This window comes from Gilliamella sp. Bif1-4 (assembly GCF_001690535.1).
GTDB lineage: Bacteria > Pseudomonadota > Gammaproteobacteria > Enterobacterales > Orbaceae > Gilliamella > Gilliamella bombi.
Genome location: NZ_LZHC01000062.1, coordinates 107,313 through 127,340, shown reverse-complemented (window position 1 = coordinate 127,340; position 20,028 = coordinate 107,313). Strand labels below are relative to the sequence as shown.

Annotated in this window: 35 protein-coding genes; 21 read left to right on the top strand and 14 right to left on the bottom strand. The window is 35.0% G+C overall.

Going from position 1 to position 20,028, the window contains the following annotated elements; translation table 11 throughout:
* Nucleotides 1-243: 243 nt before the first annotated feature.
* From A9G25_RS10105 to A9G25_RS10050, 13 genes are all read right to left on the bottom strand, one after another.
* Entirely contained in the window at nt 244-654 is a 411-nt protein-coding gene (locus tag A9G25_RS10105) for a single-stranded DNA-binding protein (RefSeq protein ID WP_065626814.1), read from the bottom strand.
* Nucleotides 644-976 carry a hypothetical protein gene (locus tag A9G25_RS10100; RefSeq protein WP_065626813.1) on the bottom strand — a complete coding sequence of 111 codons (333 nt, stop codon included), beginning with the start codon at nt 974-976 and terminating at the stop codon, nt 644-646. The genes A9G25_RS10105 and A9G25_RS10100 overlap by 11 nt, the downstream gene beginning before the upstream one ends.
* A gap of 229 nt (nt 977-1,205) precedes the next feature.
* Nucleotides 1,206-1,565: a DUF2528 family protein gene (locus A9G25_RS10090; protein WP_065626811.1), complete on the bottom strand. Its 360-nt coding sequence runs from the start codon at nt 1,563-1,565 to the stop codon at nt 1,206-1,208.
* A gap of 275 nt (nt 1,566-1,840) precedes the next feature.
* On the bottom strand, nt 1,841-2,641 hold the full coding sequence (recT, locus tag A9G25_RS10085) for a recombination protein RecT (protein ID WP_034910107.1): 801 nt from the start codon (nt 2,639-2,641) through the stop codon (nt 1,841-1,843).
* Nucleotides 2,634-3,452 (bottom strand): PD-(D/E)XK nuclease-like domain-containing protein, encoded by an 819-nt coding sequence (locus A9G25_RS10080; RefSeq protein WP_065626810.1) that lies wholly within the window; start codon nt 3,450-3,452, stop codon nt 2,634-2,636. The genes recT and A9G25_RS10080 overlap by 8 nt, the downstream gene beginning before the upstream one ends.
* Before the next feature lie 5 nt (nt 3,453-3,457).
* Nucleotides 3,458-3,634 (bottom strand): hypothetical protein, encoded by a 177-nt coding sequence (locus A9G25_RS13105; RefSeq protein ID WP_218057603.1) that lies wholly within the window; start codon nt 3,632-3,634, stop codon nt 3,458-3,460.
* 1 nt (nt 3,635) lies between these two features.
* The gene (locus tag A9G25_RS10075; RefSeq protein ID WP_065626809.1) at nt 3,636-3,929 is read right to left on the bottom strand and encodes a hypothetical protein; all 294 of its coding nucleotides are present in this window, start codon (nt 3,927-3,929) and stop codon (nt 3,636-3,638) included.
* 93 nt (nt 3,930-4,022) lie between these two features.
* Nucleotides 4,023-4,292 (bottom strand): hypothetical protein, encoded by a 270-nt coding sequence (locus tag A9G25_RS10070; RefSeq protein WP_141675077.1) that lies wholly within the window; start codon nt 4,290-4,292, stop codon nt 4,023-4,025.
* Between the two features lie 454 nt (nt 4,293-4,746).
* Nucleotides 4,747-5,577: a DNA adenine methylase gene (locus A9G25_RS10065; protein WP_065626807.1), complete on the bottom strand. Its 831-nt coding sequence runs from the start codon at nt 5,575-5,577 to the stop codon at nt 4,747-4,749.
* Nucleotides 5,578-5,646: 69 nt separating this feature from the next.
* The gene (locus tag A9G25_RS10060) at nt 5,647-7,344 is read right to left on the bottom strand and encodes an AAA family ATPase (RefSeq protein ID WP_065626806.1); all 1,698 of its coding nucleotides are present in this window, start codon (nt 7,342-7,344) and stop codon (nt 5,647-5,649) included.
* Nucleotides 7,345-7,407: 63 nt separating this feature from the next.
* The gene (gene yidD / locus A9G25_RS13255; RefSeq protein ID WP_080702292.1) at nt 7,408-7,611 is read right to left on the bottom strand and encodes a membrane protein insertion efficiency factor YidD; all 204 of its coding nucleotides are present in this window, start codon (nt 7,609-7,611) and stop codon (nt 7,408-7,410) included.
* A complete protein-coding gene (locus tag A9G25_RS10055; protein ID WP_034910092.1) occupies nt 7,598-7,843 on the bottom strand; it encodes a hypothetical protein in 246 nt (81 codons plus the stop codon). The genes yidD and A9G25_RS10055 overlap by 14 nt, the downstream gene beginning before the upstream one ends.
* Before the next feature lie 106 nt (nt 7,844-7,949).
* Entirely contained in the window at nt 7,950-8,648 is a 699-nt protein-coding gene (locus A9G25_RS10050) for an XRE family transcriptional regulator (protein ID WP_065626805.1), read from the bottom strand.
* A 128-nt stretch (nt 8,649-8,776) separates the two neighbouring features.
* Between A9G25_RS10050 and A9G25_RS10045 the strand changes: the two genes are divergently transcribed.
* From A9G25_RS10045 to A9G25_RS10000, 12 genes are all read left to right on the top strand, one after another.
* On the top strand, nt 8,777-9,016 hold the full coding sequence (locus tag A9G25_RS10045) for a helix-turn-helix domain-containing protein (RefSeq protein ID WP_034910089.1): 240 nt from the start codon (nt 8,777-8,779) through the stop codon (nt 9,014-9,016).
* Nucleotides 9,003-9,758: a hypothetical protein gene (locus tag A9G25_RS10040; protein ID WP_065626804.1), complete on the top strand. Its 756-nt coding sequence runs from the start codon at nt 9,003-9,005 to the stop codon at nt 9,756-9,758. The genes A9G25_RS10045 and A9G25_RS10040 overlap by 14 nt, the downstream gene beginning before the upstream one ends.
* Before the next feature lie 2 nt (nt 9,759-9,760).
* Nucleotides 9,761-10,417 carry a hypothetical protein gene (locus tag A9G25_RS10035; protein WP_065626803.1) on the top strand — a complete coding sequence of 219 codons (657 nt, stop codon included), beginning with the start codon at nt 9,761-9,763 and terminating at the stop codon, nt 10,415-10,417.
* Between the two features lie 168 nt (nt 10,418-10,585).
* Nucleotides 10,586-11,008, top strand: coding sequence for a hypothetical protein (locus A9G25_RS10030; protein WP_065626802.1), 423 nt, complete (start codon nt 10,586-10,588; stop codon nt 11,006-11,008).
* Nucleotides 11,009-11,089: 81 nt separating this feature from the next.
* Entirely contained in the window at nt 11,090-11,404 is a 315-nt protein-coding gene (locus tag A9G25_RS10025; RefSeq protein ID WP_065626801.1) for a hypothetical protein, read from the top strand.
* Nucleotides 11,397-11,672, top strand: coding sequence for a DUF3310 domain-containing protein (locus tag A9G25_RS10020; RefSeq protein ID WP_065626800.1), 276 nt, complete (start codon nt 11,397-11,399; stop codon nt 11,670-11,672). The genes A9G25_RS10025 and A9G25_RS10020 overlap by 8 nt, the downstream gene beginning before the upstream one ends.
* Entirely contained in the window at nt 11,665-12,108 is a 444-nt protein-coding gene (locus A9G25_RS10015; RefSeq protein WP_065626799.1) for a recombination protein NinB, read from the top strand. The genes A9G25_RS10020 and A9G25_RS10015 overlap by 8 nt, the downstream gene beginning before the upstream one ends.
* A complete protein-coding gene (locus A9G25_RS12885; RefSeq protein ID WP_176701117.1) occupies nt 12,108-12,272 on the top strand; it encodes a hypothetical protein in 165 nt (54 codons plus the stop codon). Before A9G25_RS10015 ends, A9G25_RS12885 begins: the two co-directional genes overlap by 1 nt.
* A gap of 144 nt (nt 12,273-12,416) precedes the next feature.
* Entirely contained in the window at nt 12,417-12,965 is a 549-nt protein-coding gene (locus tag A9G25_RS10010) for a recombination protein NinG (RefSeq protein WP_065626798.1), read from the top strand.
* On the top strand, nt 12,965-13,318 hold the full coding sequence (locus tag A9G25_RS10005; protein WP_065626797.1) for an antiterminator Q family protein: 354 nt from the start codon (nt 12,965-12,967) through the stop codon (nt 13,316-13,318). The genes A9G25_RS10010 and A9G25_RS10005 overlap by 1 nt, the downstream gene beginning before the upstream one ends.
* 270 nt (nt 13,319-13,588) lie before the next feature.
* Nucleotides 13,589-13,747 carry a hypothetical protein gene (locus tag A9G25_RS12880; RefSeq protein WP_176701116.1) on the top strand — a complete coding sequence of 53 codons (159 nt, stop codon included), beginning with the start codon at nt 13,589-13,591 and terminating at the stop codon, nt 13,745-13,747.
* Nucleotides 13,748-13,984: 237 nt separating this feature from the next.
* Complete coding sequence (locus tag A9G25_RS10000; RefSeq protein WP_065626796.1) at nt 13,985-14,806, top strand: phage antirepressor N-terminal domain-containing protein; 822 nt, start codon at nt 13,985-13,987, stop codon at nt 14,804-14,806.
* Between the two features lie 341 nt (nt 14,807-15,147).
* Here the strand turns inward: A9G25_RS10000 and A9G25_RS09995 are convergent, their stop codons facing one another.
* The gene (locus A9G25_RS09995; RefSeq protein WP_065626795.1) at nt 15,148-15,339 is read right to left on the bottom strand and encodes a hypothetical protein; all 192 of its coding nucleotides are present in this window, start codon (nt 15,337-15,339) and stop codon (nt 15,148-15,150) included.
* A 454-nt stretch (nt 15,340-15,793) separates the two neighbouring features.
* Here A9G25_RS09995 and A9G25_RS13430 point away from each other — a divergent pair, with 454 nt between their 5' ends.
* From A9G25_RS13430 to A9G25_RS09960, 9 genes are all read left to right on the top strand, one after another.
* On the top strand, nt 15,794-16,018 hold the full coding sequence (locus A9G25_RS13430) for a phage holin family protein (protein ID WP_081297227.1): 225 nt from the start codon (nt 15,794-15,796) through the stop codon (nt 16,016-16,018).
* Nucleotides 15,978-16,514 (top strand): lysozyme, encoded by a 537-nt coding sequence (locus tag A9G25_RS09990; protein ID WP_065626794.1) that lies wholly within the window; start codon nt 15,978-15,980, stop codon nt 16,512-16,514. The genes A9G25_RS13430 and A9G25_RS09990 overlap by 41 nt, the downstream gene beginning before the upstream one ends.
* A 67-nt stretch (nt 16,515-16,581) precedes the next feature.
* A complete protein-coding gene (locus A9G25_RS09985; RefSeq protein ID WP_065626793.1) occupies nt 16,582-17,103 on the top strand; it encodes a DUF2570 domain-containing protein in 522 nt (173 codons plus the stop codon).
* Nucleotides 17,024-17,272 (top strand): Rz1-like lysis system protein LysC, encoded by a 249-nt coding sequence (lysC, locus tag A9G25_RS13425; RefSeq protein WP_442903093.1) that lies wholly within the window; start codon nt 17,024-17,026, stop codon nt 17,270-17,272. Before A9G25_RS09985 ends, lysC begins: the two co-directional genes overlap by 80 nt.
* A 496-nt stretch (nt 17,273-17,768) precedes the next feature.
* Nucleotides 17,769-18,494, top strand: a complete 726-nt coding sequence (locus tag A9G25_RS09980; protein WP_065626792.1) for a KilA-N domain-containing protein — start codon at nt 17,769-17,771, stop codon at nt 18,492-18,494.
* Nucleotides 18,495-18,505: 11 nt separating this feature from the next.
* Nucleotides 18,506-18,871, top strand: a complete 366-nt coding sequence (locus tag A9G25_RS09975) for a hypothetical protein (RefSeq protein WP_065590553.1) — start codon at nt 18,506-18,508, stop codon at nt 18,869-18,871.
* A gap of 36 nt (nt 18,872-18,907) precedes the next feature.
* Complete coding sequence (locus A9G25_RS09970) at nt 18,908-19,144, top strand: hypothetical protein (protein ID WP_065626791.1); 237 nt, start codon at nt 18,908-18,910, stop codon at nt 19,142-19,144.
* A 46-nt stretch (nt 19,145-19,190) separates the two neighbouring features.
* Nucleotides 19,191-19,523, top strand: coding sequence for an HNH endonuclease (locus A9G25_RS09965; RefSeq protein WP_065626790.1), 333 nt, complete (start codon nt 19,191-19,193; stop codon nt 19,521-19,523).
* 89 nt (nt 19,524-19,612) lie between these two features.
* Nucleotides 19,613-20,026, top strand: a complete 414-nt coding sequence (locus A9G25_RS09960; RefSeq protein ID WP_065626789.1) for a P27 family phage terminase small subunit — start codon at nt 19,613-19,615, stop codon at nt 20,024-20,026.
* Nucleotides 20,027-20,028: the final 2 nt, after the last annotated feature.

The window sequence follows — 20,028 nt, the reverse complement described above, 5'->3', positions numbered from 1 at the left end:
TTTGTACCTTTCGTAAAGTTTAGTTAGTTGATCACTTAGTGGGTGATCGGGCTTCAACTACCGCTTTACGACGGCGAGACTTATTTCTCTTTCGAGTATTGTATTTCGTCTTCTCGACCCGATCATAGATATGATCAAATGCCTAAATAACAGGCATAAAAAAACCGCTAGGCTATCGGGTGCGGAAGTCCGCGTAAAGTTGTAGTATTTACAACTATACAACCCGATAAAATTATTGTCAAACTAAAATGGAATCCCGTCATCTATAAAATCATCTTGCTGAGCTGGTGCTGGCGGTTTATGTTGTTGTGCTGACTGATTACTGCTTTTATCGAACGTTAACGCCTCAAAATCATCAACTATAAAATAAATGGCTGTTTTGTTGTTGCCTTGTTGGTCCTGCCATTTATCTGTTTTGTATCGAGTTGTAACACGAATAAAAGCACCTTTGCCTTTATCTCGCACTTTTTCCGCAATCTTACCGAACGCTCGTAAATTAGCCCAATCTGTGACATCTTCATAGCTATCGCCATTCTTCTTATAGCTACCAATTGCCATAGTGAAATTAACGATTAACTTGTTATCAGAGGTGTAACGCTCATCGATTTTCCCAATTCTGCCGGTGAATAAACACTGATTTAAATTATTTGCCATTTTCTTGCTCCAGTTGTTCATAGCTCTTTGTAAAAAGAGATTTATTAGACTCTATTTCGTTTATCTTTTTATGTAATTTTTTTGTTTTTTCTGACAGAAGATCTATTCCATATTTATATGCATTACATGCATAGGTAAACAAACGATCAGATTGAGATTTGTTATAAGTCTGAACATACAAATATTCAGCATAGTCTAACTTTAGTTGCGCTTTTGTAATTTTTGATATAGTTGTTTTTGTTAACTGTAAATCATATAAATCATTTACAACATAGATAACATCCCCAACTTTTAGCTTTTTCCATTCTTCATCTGTAATCATAATTTACTCCATCATTAAATATTGATTTAATCCGCACAACTGTATTAACTCATGCGTGTAAACCCAAGCTAAAACATGACAGCCATTAACATACCCCCATTTATCGCTTCTTCTGTAATAACATGAGTTCCGAGTGCTGATTATAATTTTTCCGTCCTGCGAAAATGACCTAGTAATTACAACGCAATCAGTAAGGGTTTCTGGCAACTCTTTGCTAGCATCACGCCAATTAATCATTACCCACCTCCGTTATTGTTATACCGAAATCATCTAAGCCACTCCAGTAGTAATCAATTATTTTTATCCCTTGTTTTTCGTCAATATCCCAGAAGCCTTCCTCATCTTTTATTTTTGAGCGAAGTTCTTCAACACTAGTGAGATCTTGAACAATCAAGTAAAAAGCTCTTTCAGCAATCAGTTTTAATCCAACATAAGTAATATTGTCATTATATTTGCGTAGTCGATCCTCGCAGCCACCCCAGTACTCGTTCATCTCTTTAAATATTTGCTCGATGTCTTTTTCGTGATCTAACTGAATTGTAATGAAAAATGAACCATACCAATTTAATTCATATGTTTTTTTACTCACTTAAACCTCGCTTATAATTAACAATGATCAATAATTCAGATGTTCGCCAGCAATCTTTATTCTGCTTCTCTGTTTGTGATTTGTTTAGAATAGCCATTATTTTTCCTCTAAAATTAATGTCACTCTGTCGCCAACGGCGTGACTACCGTCATGTCAAACAATACGGCTTGTATATTTCAAACTAGTGCGCTAACTGCAATTGCGGACAGTGTCTCTGCTAACACTAATCATCAACGCATATACCAGACGTTATTAAAAAACCGTCACTAGGACGGTTATGCTTCGACCACGGAAAAATCAGCGTCTAAAATCATTTCATTATCTTGACTTATGCCAGCTTCTGCTTTTTCGTCCAAAATTACAGCTTGTTGAATTTCAATTGAAACAGGTAAATATTTAAATAATCGTCGAATGACTGTTTTCTTTGCCATTTCTTCCCAGTGAGTTATCCAAGGTCCTTTATCACCAGCTTTACTTTGTTTGCGAACTGATTCAATTTGGTTGAATGTCATTACTTCAAATTGAGAACCACCGTCTTTCAAGCGGGCAACAGCATAAACATATGTGATTGGTGCTGATTCGTCGGCTTTTGGAGTGTGTTTTAAATCCTCATTTAAACCATACTCATAATGAAAATCATCGCCTTCTCGAACGGTTCTTGCTGATATACTGATGATTTGCCCTGAACGTCTAGCAAGATCAATCATGCCTCTATAGCCAATAATTAACTGTACGTTAGATTTTCCATCCTTCGCTTTACCGTTACCAAATGGGAGTAGGTAGGCATGCCCAAGAGCTCCTCCTGGTTCTAAACCCAGTTGCGAGCATTGAACAACTGCTCCTAAAAAACTTTGAATATTTGAGTCTGCTAATGCTGGCGTTTTCCGAATTTCTGTTGTAACGATTCTTGCCATTCTGTCGGGGTTCATGTGTTTTGGCAGTGCCATGGCAAGTTGGTTTTTAATTTTTGGAGAGTTAACTAATTCAGCTAATGTTGCTGGCTTTTTGTCTTGATTTGTTAGTTGAGTTTTTTCTAGGTCAGATTTAGCAATAGGTGGTTGATTTTGTTCACTCATTTTTTAATTCCTTAGCCCAATAAGGCAACGATAATGTTTGAAGTGCTGGAAAATTGTTATCTTCTGTGCATTGTTTGAATCTAAATAAATTAGCTTTATAAGCTTGACGACCAATGTTTTTAGCGGCCTCATCTAATATGAAAGTTTTTACAGGGTATCTACCACAATTGATTGTTGTGCTAACTACCAAGAAAACAAAAGTAGGTTTTTCTCCAGTGATAGATTGAACACCGTCGCTATAAAACGAGTCTTGCACATGATAACGATAGTCATATGAATGAGCATAAAAGCGATCAATATCAGCAGATGTTTTTATATCCGCTACCCAGTTAAATTTTTCTATAAATTTATCAGGTCGGCATCGGCATAAAATATCTGTATCAATATCATTCCAATATATAGATGATTCTGTATACCCCCGCTCTTCAATAATCCATTTCGCTAATGGATGAGCCATTGCACTATCACGCATTAGAAGTAACTTTCTGTAATCTTCATTGGTGATGATAGCTTGATTAGATTCTTTGGCTTCTTTGAGTAACTCTTGGTACTCGGCTTTTCCTGCGTTGGTTCTTAAATTGATTGGCTTTGGTATTATGAAGCGCTTTTTAAATTCTTCAGGCTCTAATAGTAGACAATGAAAAGCTGTCCCCATATCCAGTGATGACATTTTACTTTTATCAACTGGCGCATTTTTTACCCACTGATAAAGAGCAGGACTTTCTTCAATAAAATCTAGTTGCGATTTACTAATACCTGCGCCATTGTGATAATCTTCGTTAGATATATCGTAATAAATACCTTGTTTCATTATCTTTACTCCGTCGCCACTTCTAACATCCAGCGAATCAACATAAACAACCCGCCAAATGTCACAATTAAGACACAAAAAAGGGCGTATATTTTTTCGCCCTTAGTCATTCTGTAATTAATATTAAATCGGTCTGTTTGATAAACATTACAGCCGACATGATCAATCGGTATTGTGTTCATGCTATTTCCTCAATTCTTCGAAAAACCAATCTGTTATGTCTTCACAATTTTTACTAATGCGGAATGGTTCCAAATCATCCCAACGCAAACCGCATCCATATTCCGTGTTTTGTTCAATAAATAAAGGCTTTTTCAGTAACATCAGGTCGGGTAAGCACGACGCAGACGCTCCGTGGGACCAGCTAATTTTTGCATCAATGCAGGCGTTTAACACTAATGCTACTTCGTGCTCGGTTTCACATTTAACAAACCAATCTTGGTGCAGTAATCGCTCAATAATCTTTTTACTTGTCATTGTTTAATCCCCTGTCTATTTGCTAAATCTGTAAAAAAGCCCGTTACTCAATTCACGGGCAAAGGATTTGCATGTACTCGTCTTTCCGAGTTGTCAAAAATTTTGGTTATACTCAAGATTGGCTTGAGAGTAGCAAATATCGGTTATAAATTGGTTATAAAGGTCTGCATCAATGCTTTTACTTTCTAGCTTTATTTTTAAAAGCTCTACTATTTGCCAATCGTTGTCGTTACTGAAATTTTTAAGCAATTCTTCGGCTCTAGCTTCAATCCATTTGTCTTTATCAAATTGCGCTTCGTCATTGTTCATCATGTTGCAATAAGCATTTTCGTAACCATTTTCTACAGCTCTATGTAACATCATCTATCTCCTTCCTTATATTTCAAATTCAAGCGCACTTGTTTAAATGCGCTTTGATTTGAATGCTGGTACATACCCCAGTAGGTGTTGCGCTCCCTTACTCTGCGTTATTCGTTCATCAGCTTAGAGGGAGCTAGGCATTTCGTTCTAAGATGAGCTTCGCTTTCACACTGTCTACTTGAATAACACTTTATAAGTTGTTCCGACTTTCCGAATTTTTAAAGAGCTTCAACTTTGGTAAGTTGATTTGTTTTGATGTGACTATTACAACATAAGTTGTTATTAATATCAACACCTAAAGTTGTTATTATTTTTAATTAAGTTGTTAAGTTGTTGTTTTTGTGTGGTTGATTGTTATTCGTTTGATTGTTTTTTAATCAGTTGGTGTTTTAAAGTTGTGGTGGGGGATTTTAGGCGTGAAAAAAGCGACTTCTGTCGCTCGAATAAAATTTAGCAATTAGTTGTCGGGTATTTTTAATGAATCGCTGTAAATAATAATTTCTTTAGCTTTCATTTTTAATTGAGCGCTATAGTTTAAACTATACTCTCTTTGACGATATTGCTTGTATATCTCTTTAATATTCTCATTATTATCGTATGAAACTAACCAATGGAATTGTGCATCATCAAGTATTTCTCTGATTTTCACATGATCGTCATGGTTATAATAGTTTCTATATAGTCCTTGTCCTTTTACATAGTAAGGAGGATCTAAGTAAATAAAAACATTTTTATTATTAGTTTTATTTATTTGAGTTAATAATTTCGATGCATCTAGATTGGTAACAAAAATATTTTTGGCCCAACCGCTAATTAATTGAATTTTTTTTATTAAGTCTAATTTTTTAAATCGATTATCTATTCTATAAATTCCATCTTGTTTTTTACCGCCAATAACCCCACCTTTTAAAATTCCTGAGCGGTTCGTTCTATTGAGGAAAAAAGCTGAAAATCCAAGGTTTAATTCAGAGTTATTTAATGGATTATTTATGATCTCTTTTTGCTTATACCATTCATCGATTGTTATAGGCGTATCATTAAGTAAACGTAAAAAATTTTCAGTATCATATATAGCTGATTTCCAAAATGAATAAACAGCCGGGTCAGCATCGTTAATGTGAATGTTTTTGCAAATACCATCAATTAGAAGATTAAGAGCAACACCAGCACCACCTGCATAAATTTCATAATAGTCACAACCAACAATATTGTTGGTTTCTATTATATTTTTAATATGAGGAGAAAACTTAGATTTTCCCCCAGGATATCTTAATGGTGAATAGTGCATGATGGTATCAAAATAGTGAATATGATTATTAGTGTATATCAACTATATTTTATTGGCCAGAACTAAATTTTAATTTGGCCAAATATTTGGGTCAATACCATTAGATGTAGAAACATTTTTAAATAAACATTTTAAATCATGAATAAATTCATCTAATTCAATCTTGTTTTCTTTATTGGCCAACCAATGTCGAAGTAATAATTTAAAAAATAAATCATGTTTTTTAAATAGTTCTTTTCTTTTTTTTCTTATTTTACCATTAGAAGATTGATTTTCTTTTATGAGCTTATGGGAAAGCTTGTCGATTGCTTCAATTTCACATTTTATATGTTCTCTGTAATATTCTTTTGTTATTTGGGATTCTAGTACATCAAGACTAGACCAAAAATCAGGCTGACTATTATAAACATTTAATGAATAATCAAATAATAATTTTTCAGGGCTTTTATTGCTTGGAAGAAAAATAATATTTTTTCTGCTATAAATTTTTTTAAGTTCTTTATAAGCTCTAGGATCTTCATTAGAAGGTCTCTCATCTCCATCAAGAATGGTTATCGAAGGAGTTAATGACCGAAAAAAAACCTCATCATCATTCATATCTTTTAATGTTTGTGCACCAATATTAAATTGGCCACAATGTAATGAACTTTCTATTTTTGAAAAATTTTCATTTTCTTTTCTTTTGTAATTAAGTATTTCTTTTAAAAAAATTCTAGCTTCTTCATCTTCAGTTAGAACAGGGATTTTTTTTAATTTGTATTTCCCGTCATCAATTTTATTTTGGAGAAATAATGATATGTTCTGTAATGTCGGATCAGGTAACAGTATTATAGAGCCACTTTGTGTTTTAGGTGTGGTGTTATCAATCAAATATAAAATATTACATCCTTTTTTTATTGAATATTCAATAAGAGACAAGCTATGTGTTGTGAAAAAAACTTGTATTTTATAACCAATAGAAAACTCATGAATTATTTTCAATATTTTATATTGTAGTGTTGGGTGTAATGTAGCATCTAGCTCATCAATTAGTAACACGCTTTCGCATTTGTTACTTTGGTTACTATTTTCATAATAGTATTTTAAAGACAGTAATGCTGTTAATAGTATTTGTATATTATCTTGCCCTGCTGATATTGTGTTTGAATCAATCCCACTGATGTTGCTTCTAAATGTTGGCCTTTTTTTTATGTTTGCAATGTTCTCTTGAGGTAAAATCTCGGCTATTTCAATATTACATAAATCATTATACAATTCATTGTACTTATCCCTATATTCTTGTGGTAAAAACTTCTTTATAGTGATTACATCTGTGTCATCAGGAATTTCTCCAGTTGGAATTAGCCTCGGTAATCCTAAATAAATTATAGGTATTTCAGGTAAGTTTTCTTTTTTGCCTTTTGCATAATTGGGGATAATTCTATAACGATTTAACATTCCATCATCCTTCACTCTAAAAGGGATCGAATTGGGACGGTCGTAATATTTTATATCAAAAACTTTTCCTTCATTATTATCTTGTTTTGTTACTAATCCCGCTTTGGCTAAAGATTCAATTTTTGGATTTATAAGTTGGTTTAATGAGTTAATAAGTTTTAAGCTTGGATTGTTTTTTAATTTTGGTTGTTTAAATGAATTACTTATGATGTATAAAATAGTCGTTTTGCATGTACCATTCCCTCCGGAAATAACATTGATGTTATTTGAAAATTTAAAACTAATATCGTGTAATTTTAAATACTTTTTAATTTTAATTTCTTCTATCATGATATATTACTACCTTATTCCGGTTACCTATATTTCACTCACAAAAAACCGCCGAAGCGGTTGTTACGGATAATCTTTGCCACCATTTGGTGGTTTACATCTCATTAATCTGCCTAATGTCATTTTCCACCCTTTGAATACGCCATATTTTTCAATTGCTAATAAGGCATATTCTGAGCAAGACGGTTCGAATCTACATGCTGAGCGAATGCGATTGGGGGCTATCGCTCTATATAGATATATTAATTTAAAACTAAGCCACTTCACGTCTAAAGATAATCACATAATAAATAGAATATTCTTCTTTCTTTCCTAAAAGAGATGCAAGACACCCTGGGGATGTTCTTACTCCAACGCTTTCAACGCTTACAAATTCCCAATTATCGTTGGCTTTGTTATTTATTATTTCACGCAAATAAGCTCCAGCTTCATTGCCTTTATCCTTTTTTCCGACATTAATATTTGGTGGAATTTGAACTGTTTCATAAATATAACGCATTGTTTTCTCCTTGAATTATTATTTAATATATATCTAATCATGGTTATCTGTTTTATTCACTAGAATAACCTCGAAGCGGTTAGCCGTGTTTTCTTAATAGCATTGATTACATTTCAAATGAACAATGAAATACTCGCCCGATTATTTCTATATTTTTTGAATCATCAATTTCATCAGGAAATTCTTCAGAGTTGTAAGAAACAATTCTTATTTTTCCTGCTGGTAATAAATACAATCTTTTTAGCCGACACAATCCGTCTTGGCATATTGCATAAACATCGCCATCACGAATATCTTTTTGTAGTGTGTTTACAGCGACCGTTGCACCATTTGGAATAACTGGCTCCATGCTGTTTCCTTTAGCTGGAAAACAAATGACAAATTCTTTTTGTGCATTTTTTCTTCTAAAAAAAGATTTGCTAAATCTGAGCTTATATCCGTTGTGATCTTCCGTGCTTGAACAACCATGTCCTGCTGCAAGTTCAATTGATTTGAAATATGGAACTTCAACTTCATCATCATTTAATGGGGTTTTATCATCCCACTCATCTACGTCTCTTGCTGATAATTCATCCATCGGCGTTCCGTCTCGTTGCTGTTTAAGCTGAGGACCTTCTCCTTTAGCTAACCATTCAACCGAAACACCTAAATAATCAGCGATCTTCAATAGATTTCTATTTGATTTTGTTTTGCCTGTCATTAATTTCCATATTGTGGTTTGAGACATACCAATAGCCTCTCCCAATTTCGCTTGAGAAATCTTCTTTTCTTTCATTATTGAGGTTAGTCGATCTGCTAATGTCATTTTTTAAGCTCCTTTTTCATTTAAATAAAATACAACCAAAGTTGTATAAAGTAAAACATCTTAAGTTGTTGACACAAGCAAAAACAAAAGATAATATTCACAACATAAGTTGTTAAAAGAGAGTTTGTATGAAAAATAAAGCAATTGAGAAAGCTATTTTAATTACGGGAAGCCAGAAAAAATTAGCTGATGCGTGTGGGAAAACTCAGACATCAGTATGGAAGTGGCTGCACGGATTGTCTGATGTTAGTCCTGAGCATGTTCATTTAATAGTAAAAGCAACCAATGGGGAAGTTGCAGCTTGCGATATTAGACCTGATTTACCAGAACTTTTCCCAAGAAAGAGGGTAAGCAATGAACGCAGTTGAAATATTAAAACTAATAGGGCGTCCGAATGCCTATTATCCTAAGCTAGCTAAGCCACTGGGTGGTGTGAGTCCTGCTGTTTTATTCTCACAATTATTTTATTGGCAAGACAAGGCTACGTCTGATTTAGGTGTGTATAAAACACGTGATGAGCTTGAAGATGAAACTGGTTTATCTCATAACGAACAAAGAACGGCTATCAAAAAACTAAAAGAAAAAGGCGTGTTAATTGTTACAGAAAAGAGGTTAGAGCATAAGACTTTTTACAAGATTGATAATGAAAAAGTTAATCAAGTTTTAAGCGATTTCGCCAACTCTATAACTCAATCATCACGACAACTAAAAAGTAATCTTCCCGATCTCTACAATGTAGATGCCGAGGAGTCTACAAAATCAAGTTCGTTATATCAAGAGAATACTACAAAGACTACTACAGAGAATACTACAAATATTATTGCGAATAAATCGCAACAGCCAAAGCGACCTTGTCAGTTTCCTGATGAATTTAAACCGAACGATCATCATCGAGATATAGCGATGAATGAAAACATCAATCTGGATAATGAGTTTGTTAAATTTAGGGATTATTGCTTGGCGAATGGCAAAAAATATATTGATTGGAATGCGGCTTTTAACAACTGGTTACGCAATGCTAACGGTTATAAAAAATCAAATAAACCACCATCTAAATTCATGACCCTTTCTGAACGTAACAGGGCTGTTTTAGAGAGTATGAGGGCTTAACCATGGCAAAGATTACAGATGAATTTTTAGCGGTTATTGGTGGATTACTTGAGGTTTACGGGCAGCAAGCAAGCACTGTCAAGGTTAATATTTACTGGTCAACACTTGGGCAATATCCGATTCAATCGTTAAAAGCCGCTGCACATGCTTGGGTGCTTAAAAGTCAATTTATGCCTAAGCCTGCTGATTTAATCAAGCTAATAGGCGGTTCAAGTAATCATTTATCACCAGATGAAGCATGGTCGATTGCAATACTTGCTAGCGATGAAACCAATACGGTTGTTTGGACTAATGAAATAGCAAAAGCGTGGGCACAAGCTGAAATTGTCTACCGAAATGGCGACAAAATTGGAGCAAGACGAACGTTTATTGATGCATATGAGCGAATGGTTGACGAATCGATGATGTACGGACGAGCTATCGAGGTGTTTGTCTCCCAAGGTAGCGATAAAGCAAAGCGTGCTGATGCTATAAACCATGCCGTTTTTACAGGGCTATTAACACAAGAGCGAGCTAATCATTATCTGCCAAAACCAGAAAATACGTTTGCAATGTTGGAATGTAAAACTGAGCAATATGCATCAAGTAAAAGCATGATGCATATTGCTAGCATTAAGCAGATGTTAAAAACAGGTAGAGCTTGTGTTGCGGAGAGTTAACCATTGCCCACTTGGACGTTATCACATGCTCGACAAAATAGCATACGACTATGTGAGAGCAATACGAGAGCGCGGAGCGAATACGGCAAAGATTAAGCAGCAGTTAGCAGAACGAGTAAAAAATTATTCAGAAGAAGATAAGACAAAATTGAGGGAGTTGATACAAAAATGGCAAGAGTTAAAAAAGTAGTGGAAGCAAATGTATTCGATAAAAACACAGGTTTAAATATGGAGTTATCAGAGCTTATTTTTGATAGAGAACAATATTATCAAGAATTGGTGTGCGCTTTTTCGGTTATCAAAAAAAATGGTTTAGAAATTGAATTCTTAGGTGCTGTAGAAAGCCTTGTGCACAACCCAAAAATTAAAAGAAGCATTATCAACTGTATCACTGATAAAAAACATGTACTAGGGAAAGAGATAGGTGACTACAACCAAGTAACAAAAAATTATATTAAAAAATACTATAACAAATTAAAACATGAAGTTGATAGCGAAAAAGTGATTGTTCTTCAAAGAGAAATTGCGGAGCTTAAGAACCAGTTGGATGCAATTACAACAGCTTCACTTGTTGATAATTTGAGTGCGTGAGGGTTTAGGGATGAGTGATGGAGCAATAGTAGCGATAGCGATGATGCTTTATTGTGCATTTGTAATTTGGAGGATGACGAAATGACTAAATTAATTAATATGTTAGAAGGATTAACTTGCAAAGAATTAGAAAAATTGATTGAAGAATCTAAACAAAAAATAAATGAATTAAAAAGAGGAGATCAGGTTAGATTAATAGCAGTTTGCAAGCGAATACTTGTTCTTAAATATTTCAAATTAGCAGATAAAGACAAAGCAATTTCATATGCACATGAACATATGAATAAGCAGTTAAACGATTCGACGAACGCCAGATTTGGTTGCGATATTTCAATTGAGACAACTTTGGTTCCTGAATCAGATGTAGATAGCTATTTGGAGATGAATGATGACTAAACTAACGCAACAGCAAACAGTGATCGACAACATTAAAAATCCAAAACACTATCAAATCATCAGCGGTGTTGAATCTATCGATATTATCGCACGTTGTATGACAGTTGAGCAATTTAGCGGCTTTTGCCTCGGTAACATTCTAAAATATCGAATTAGAGCGGGCAAAAAAGATGCGTTAGAGCAGGATATTGCCAAGGCTAACGAGTACGAGAAGATTTTTGAGAGTAAAAAATGTTTATGTATTGATTGGGGTGTTACCAATGATTAAAGAATTTCGTTTAACACATGAAACAGCACGCACTACAGCGATTAAAGTAATAAATCAATTACCAGTTGATAGCGAGCATCCGCTAAGAATTGTGATTGATGAAGAAAAACGCAGTAACGCTCAAAATCGCATGATGTGGGCTGTTTTAAATGATATTGCTAAGCAAGTTGAATGGAACGGAGAAAAGCTCACAGCGGAGGAATGGAAACATCTAATCACAGCTAACCTACACGGTCAAAAATGTGTAAAGGGTATTCAGGGCGGACTGGTGTTTATGGGGCAATCAACAAGGAAAATGAATAAAAAAGAATTTGCTGATGTAGTGACTTGTGCCGAACAGTTTGGGGCTGAAAACGGCGTTATATTTAGCTCAGATGCACAGGAAGCGATTCGACTGGCTGAACAGTACAAAGACCAATTATCAAAGGTGGCATGATGAACAACAAACACAAAGAACAATTAAAACTGTACGATGATAAAGAGCAAGAATTAGAGCGAGCAATAGCAATAGTTAGAGAACAACGCAGAGAATACATCAATCAGCATAATTTAAACAGGGTTAACGACAATGCCGAAGAAACACAAACTAATCAAAACTGATTTTAAATGCCCAGAATGTGACGGGGCTTGTTTATATAACGTTGACTTGGATTTATTTGTCTGTAATAGACCATTGGTTGGCGTTAACGGAGAAGTAAAAGGCTCTTGCGGTAAGTTTTACAAGAATAAAGCGAAATTCAGACAATGAAGCGAGAAATAAAGCAGAAAAAATGTAAAAGCTGTGGCAAAAAATTTGCGCTATTTAACTCGCTCGCTCAAGTATGTTCGGTTGATTGCGCTATTCAATATGCAAAAGATAACAAAGTTCAAGAGCGAACGAGAATTAAGTTAGCACGGATAGCCAAGGAGGGCATAAAAACACGCTCAGAGCATTTAAGAGATGCGCAAACAGCATTTAATACATTCATTCGAGAGCGAGACAAAAACGAGCCGTGTATTAGCTGTGGACGATATCATAACGGGCAATATCACGCAGGACACTATCGAAGCGTTGGTGCGTGTCCAGAGTTACGATTTTGTGAGCTGAATGTACATAAGCAATGTTCAGCATGTAACAATCACAAGTCAGGGAACATCATTGAGTACAGAATTAATCTGGTGAAAAAAATTGGCATTGAAAAAGTTGAATGGTTAGAGGGGTATCACGAACCGAAAAAATACACAGTAGAGCAAATAAAGCAGATTAAAGCTGAGTATAAACAAAAATTAAAAGAATTAAAAAAGGGGGCGTAATGAGAGAAACTAAAGACATTTTAACAGCATGGAAAAACACACGCATTTTAAAGCGTATGGGTACAGAATATCCCTCAAAATCGGCGGGTATTAATGGTGCACCAATGGATTTTGATTATCGTCAGTATTTAACAGAAGAAGAGGCGCAGATTATTGATAATGCTGTTTTAAGATTAAAAGCAGATAATATTGAGCATTGGGCCGTATTAACATCTTTTTATCTTCGTGAAATTTCATGTAGTAAGCAAGCAAGAATATTGGGTAAACAAACAACAGAAATTACAAGAATTTTGTTTGCTGCTGAATGTTTCATCCGTGGTCATATTATTGAATTATTCCCAAAGGTGGCATAGTTGACAATGAACATAATTAAGATGTATATTGAAAAAACGTTAGCAAAATCTAACGTTAGGATTAGCCTCCTACTGTTCAGTACGACGTATAACCGCGTCAGCGGTATTTTTATGCGTAAAGCTTAGTTGCATCTATTCTATGGTGAGCTGGGTAAGGGCTCGAAAGAGCGCCGTTTCGTACTAGCGGTAAGGCTAACCTTATTCAGTTCACCTCCAATGATTAGCCTCTGCGGTGGTGATTATTAAAATCATTAGTACGGAGACAATATTATGTCTAATTCATTAGTCTTTCATAATACTACCATTCAATCAGTTAATCACAATAACCAAATATGGATCACATCAAGCGAACTAGCTAAATTACTTCAATATAAAAGCACTGATTCAGTAACAAAGATTTATAGTCGAAACAAGTTAATTTGTTATTGACTACCAAAGCAATTTAATTGTATATTCTTTGGTGAGGTGTCGAAACCTAAACAAAGCGGATTAATCGCCCCGTTAACGTGATTTTTTTATGCTCAAAATCTATGCCGAGAGGGCGAGGAATAAAATACCAGCAATGGAAATAACTCCAGCCTTTCTTTGTTAGGCTTTCGAACCTCTTGGCACCCAATTAACTAGATTGGGGAAGTAATTTCGAAAAAAATAAACAAAGGATATAGCATGTCAAACACAAAATTAGAAACAATTCAGTTTCACAATCAACAATTAATCGTTCTTAATCACCAAAACAAACCTTATATTGCAATGAAGCCAGTTTGCGAAAATATTGGGTTAGATTGGGAAGCTCAACGCCAAAGAATCAAGCGTCACCACGTGTTAAGCAAAGGAGCCTTTATGATAAAGGTACCTTCTAAAGGTGGAATTCAACAATATTTATGCCTACCAATTTCAATGATCAACGGTTGGCTTTTTGGTATTGAAACTAGTCGAGTAAAACCAGAAATAAGGGCGACACTTGAACAATATCAGCTTGAATGTTTCGATGTACTTTATAACCACTTTATGCCAAAAGTAGCGCAACAGTTCCCTAACACAATTTCGCCCGAGCAACAACAGCAAATCCAACAGGCTGTCAACGAGCGAGTTTATCGAACAGGTGAAAAACATCAGGCTGTTTATTCAAAATTTCATCAGCAATTTAAGATCCCTCGCTACCAAGATTTGCCAGCTAGTAAATTTGATGAGGCGATTAAGTGGTTGGGTGGTGTGCATTCTCGAAGTGGGTTGTCTGATGAAGATTTATACAATTTAGCTTGGTTATATAAAGTAGCTGATAGAATGCGTCACCACATAGAGTTGGTAGAACCTGCATTGCGTGCAATAGATTCACGTTTTACGGGAGCTTTTTACTCCATGGCTTATGATTATAAATATACGTTAAGACAGGCTAGAAAAGTTATTGAACGAGAAACAGCGCATATAATTACAAGTCATCTTACTACAAATTGGAATAAAGTATTACCTGTAATAAGAAATAATTAATAGAAATAACTTAAACACTTGACTGTTTAAACGTTTAAACGGATAATGTGCCTAAGATGCGGTTTTCAACGCATAGAATTTAAGCCCACTGAAATAGTTGGGCTTTTTATTTACAAGTGTAAGTAATTTTATGAGAACACGAGCATATAGACGACATCAAGTTAAGCGATGTTTAGATAATAGAAGGAATGATTTTTATTCTGGTGATTCTAGAAAGTCGCTAAAAAGGCATATAACAACACCGACAGCTTGTTCTTGTTGGATGTGCGGCAATCCAAGGCGATATCTCAATGAGTTAACATTGCAAGAACATCGATCATTGCTGAATTTGAAAGAAAGCCTCAATTAAGAGGCTTTTTATTATCAAGGTAAAATTTCACAGCATCAACAATAAGCTTAGCTTGTGGAATATCTAGGATTTTACTTGCTTGTTCAATTAATGCGATATCGTCAACGTGTAGCTTAAAGCCTTTTACTTTAACTCCTCGTTTTTGGTCGCTTTTTTGATTAATTTCAACTCTTGTTAATGCCATGTTATCCGCCTTGATTTTTTAAAATTAAATTGTTATATTTAAGGTCATCGGAGAGGTTTCCCTCTCCTTTGAACTACTTTAGAATGCTGGGGAGCTAATCAAAAGTAGCAGAATTAAAATGAATATTTTCTTTTTCATTTTTCTTCTCCTTAAGCCCTCGTCTTAGGTCGGGGGTTTACCTTATCAAGTCCCTCACTTGATGCTTATTATTGTAAGTTAACTTACAATAAAAGTCAACACTATTTATCAAAAAATTTTAATTTTTATAGATTTATTACTGAATAAAATTATTAAATGAAGCCGCTTAATTGCGGTTTTTTTATGTCAAAATTTCATGCATGTTGGCGACATTGATGTCGTTGACATCTACAGAATCGACAGCAATGCTAGACACACACATAACTAACATTTAGCTAGTACGCTGTCATGTCATTAACTAACACGAATATTCATCATGGAAAAATACACTTCACCGATTTCGTATTTCTGGGGAGCTATATGCACGCTTTTAGGTGCGCTTAGCTTAAACGATATAGCCATTATTGTCGGTATCATTTTATCAATAGCGACATTTATTATTAATTGGCTGTATAAGCGTCGTGATTTTTATCATAAAAAAAAATTGAGAGAGCAATACTATGAAAAACACAACAAAAATAGCGACGAGTGCGATTTGTAGTGTTTCAGCAATAATTGCTATTGTTCTTGCTAATTATCAGGATGAAATCAGAACAAGCAAAGTCGGATTAGAAATAATCGGTAATGCTGAATCATGTGTACGAGAGCCTTATTATTGTCCAGCTAACATATTAACGGTTGGCATTGGCTCAACGGGTAACAATATTGAACAACGAATCTACTCAGATGCTGAAATAGCTAAGCGCTGGGTAGATGATATCAAAACAGCAGAAATGTGTGTTAATCGCTACGCTAACGGTTTTCATCTACCACAGTCTGTTTTTGATTCCGTTACTTCGATTACATTTAATGTTGGGTGCACAAAGATGCGTACTTCAACAATGTATAAACATCTGAACAACGGCGATTATAAAGCGGCTTGTAATGAGTTTCCAAGGTGGAACAAGGCAGGTGGTAAGGTTTTGAATGGCTTAGTAATCAGACGAGAAAAGGAGAAGGCGTTATGTCTATCTTATGCTTCATTATCGCTTCAATAATGGCTGTTAATGATGTGAATGGCTGGGGTTGGTTTTTATTTGTATCGTTATTGTTGAGTGATTCATCATGTTCAAATTGTCAAAAGTAAAAAGTAAATATGTTTTAGCTTCAGGACATAATTACGAAATAGCGCTAGAAACCGAGCGCAATTCACTAGAAGTGCTTATAGTAGAGTGCGTTTCGTGGCTTGTGGCTACAATTGTTACCGTTGGTTTTTTTTGTTTATATACAAAATTTGTCTGTCCTGAGGTGTGGAGTTACATCGTTATGAATAAATCAAGTATGGCGAGCATAGCATTAATCGTTGCCGCTTTTGTCTTTGCTGTCCACTTCGGTTACAACAATTATCAAGAGAAGAAACTGCTACAAAAAGATAACGCTGAACTGTTCGGAAAAATCGAACAGTTGAACCAGGATATTGCTAAAAACAATCAAATTATAGCGCAACGAGAGCAAGAAAAAGCTCAAGACGCTATGTCAATTAAACAACTTCAAGAGCAAATGAAAGATGCGCTTAAAAATAATCAATGTGCTAATGATTTTATGCCTAGTAACGTGTCTGACTGGATGCGGAACGGTAAAAACTGAGTACGTTTATCAATGCAATATCCCTGCTTCGCTGACACAACCAAATAACGAGCCTTATATTGATAAGCGAATCACTTGGGGACAATGTCCAGTTTTGTACACTGAATTATTGAACGAACTTAGGCAGTGTAATGCGGATAAAAGGGCGATAAGAGAAATTAATTATTAGTTATTGTATTGCTAATTAGGGAAAAGTAAGTTATTATCCAAATGATCTTAGGGTAACTCACTTATTAAACAATTTGTTACATTTTTATCCGTATCATGTTTAATTTCTTCGTACTAGGGGGAGTTGGTTCACGGTCGCCAAACTTAGAAACCATATCCCCTTAAAACTACTAACTTAGATACTCCTCATTAATAGTTTTTCAATTAACTACCTGTATAAATAATCATTCACTTTTACCGCATAAACTATAAAAATACCCGGGCAGTTATAAAAAATAACTGCATATTTAATCAAACCGCCTCGTGCGGTTTTTTTATGCCTGAAATGTTTGAAACACCACAAACCCAATTCAATTTTTAATCAATCATAATGCCATCACACGGCAAATATTAACCAAGAGCTTTACAGAATGAGCCTGAGAGAATGACAGCTAATGTCTGAACTCTTGGGGCTGTTTATTCTGTGTGACTTAGGCTCATTCTATAAAGGACATAATATGAATATTATTAAATTTGATTTTAACGGTCATCAAGTTGGTTTTAACGATGATGGTTGGATTAACGCTACAGAAGCTGCGTCAAAATTTGGTAAACGTCCAAATGACTGGCTAATTCTTCCCGATACAGTTAATTATATCAATGCTTTAGAATCTACATACCAGAAAATCCCGTATGTAAAAACTAGCCGAGCCAGAAAGGATCGTGGTGGTGGTACTTGGATTCATCCTAAATTAGCCGTTCGATTTGCCCGGTGGCTGTCTGTGGATTTTGAAATATGGTGTGATGAGCAAATTGATAAGCTTATTCGTTCTCAAGTTGTTACTTATACAGATGAGCAAGTATTAGCAATACTAACTCATAAAGAGCCTCAAACATGGGAAAAACGATTCCAACAACCTTTTTATCAAGCATTATCAAAAATGACTAACTTGCCATTCAATAATCATATTGGCGGTTGTCCATCATTATTTGGACTGATAACCCAGAAGTGGGTTTATGGTGTTGTACTACCTAAAAAGGTTTATCAAAGCATCAAAGAGCGCACAAAGAAAGGTGAAAAAATTCATCAGTTCTTAAAGCCAGAAGCGCTAAAAGCGGTAGAGGATCAGCTTATCGCAATAACAACAATTGCAAAAGGCTGTATTGATTACAAAGATTTCGAGGCTCGATGCTCAACAATATTTAATACGCAGGGACAGATTAAATTTATATTGGCAGCATAAAGGTAACTATCATGGATAATAATAAAAACCCTATTTTTTACGCTCGCATTGTTAGCATCTCATATGTAGAACATCTAATTAGAATAAATGGCGATAATATTTTCAAACATCATCTAGGAAACTTGGAATTAGAACCCGACAGCCTAGCGTCTTTTTTGGAAGGATTCTATGAACGAGAGCTTTCAGAATTTGAACGCATGTGTATGTATGGTTCAATGATTGATATGAATAAAACAAAAGAGGGCTGTTCATTAAAAATCGGCACTACCTTTTATTTAAATCAATCTGGCATAGATAAATTAAACAATCTAATGAGTGATTTCATGCTAATGAATTTAGAAGAGAAAGAAACAAAATCAGCAGTTACATATCATTAACTTCTAGGTTAATCATGTTCGCCGAGGTAAAGAGAAATGAAACAAATTCAATTAGCCCATTTATATAAGCACGGTAGGTTTTATGGTTACGGTATTGCAGTAGATGGACAGCTTTTAACTAATCAAGTAGCTGTTAGTATCGAGACAAAACCCAATCAACCGCCTCGCATATATGTTGATTTTTACTTAGATAGTGAAGCGGTTAACAATCCGATTGATATTGAATTGAATAACAAGAGTAACAAGAAAGAATTCAACAACTATCAGGACTGATAATGAATTTCGTCATTAATATAAACGTCAACATCAAAGCCTAATTATGCCAATTGCTCCAAAAATATTTAATCCTCATCGCAAAAACAATACAGCTAAAGTTAGCGTTAAACAAACATGGGGAAATGGAAGAGGTGGCAGACCATGGAGGCGATTACGCATAGCGATTCTTGAAAGGGATAACTATCTCTGTCAATGCGATGATTGTACACGATTAGGATTGATTAAGGTTGCTAATGAGGTTGACCATATCATTCCGTTGTTCAAAGGTGGCACAGATGATGAAACCAACCTACGAGCTATTAATAGTGAATGCCATAAGAAGAAAACAGCAAAAGAAAGCCGCACGAAGACTAAAAAGAAGGAGGGGGTGGGTTAAAAGTCTATAACTTTTTAGATGGACACCGACCGCCTAATCAAATTTTCACACCGTCAAAATTAATAATCCGATTTTTAGGAGGATGTAACATGGGCAGAAAACGGACTGATCCCAATTTAAAGGTGATCGCAGGTACCGACCGCCCCGATCGAGAAATTCAAGATGTACCTAAATTTGATTTAATTGATGATTTTCCCGAAGCGCCACTTCATTTAAATATCGATGGTATTCAAATGTGGAATAATTTAGGTCCACAACTGGTAAATACAAAAGTATTGCAAGTGGTTGATTTGTACCCGCTTGAACAACTATGCGTTGCGTGGCAAATGTTTAGAAAAAAAGCAAAAGCTGACATGGAGATCACAGCATCAGAGCATCAAGCATTGAAAGCATTATTTTCAGAATTTGGTATGACACCTGCAAGTCGTAGCAAGGTAACGGCGCAGAACGATAAAAATACTGGTAATAAATTTGCAGGCAATGGGAAACGAAAAGCGAGTTAAAT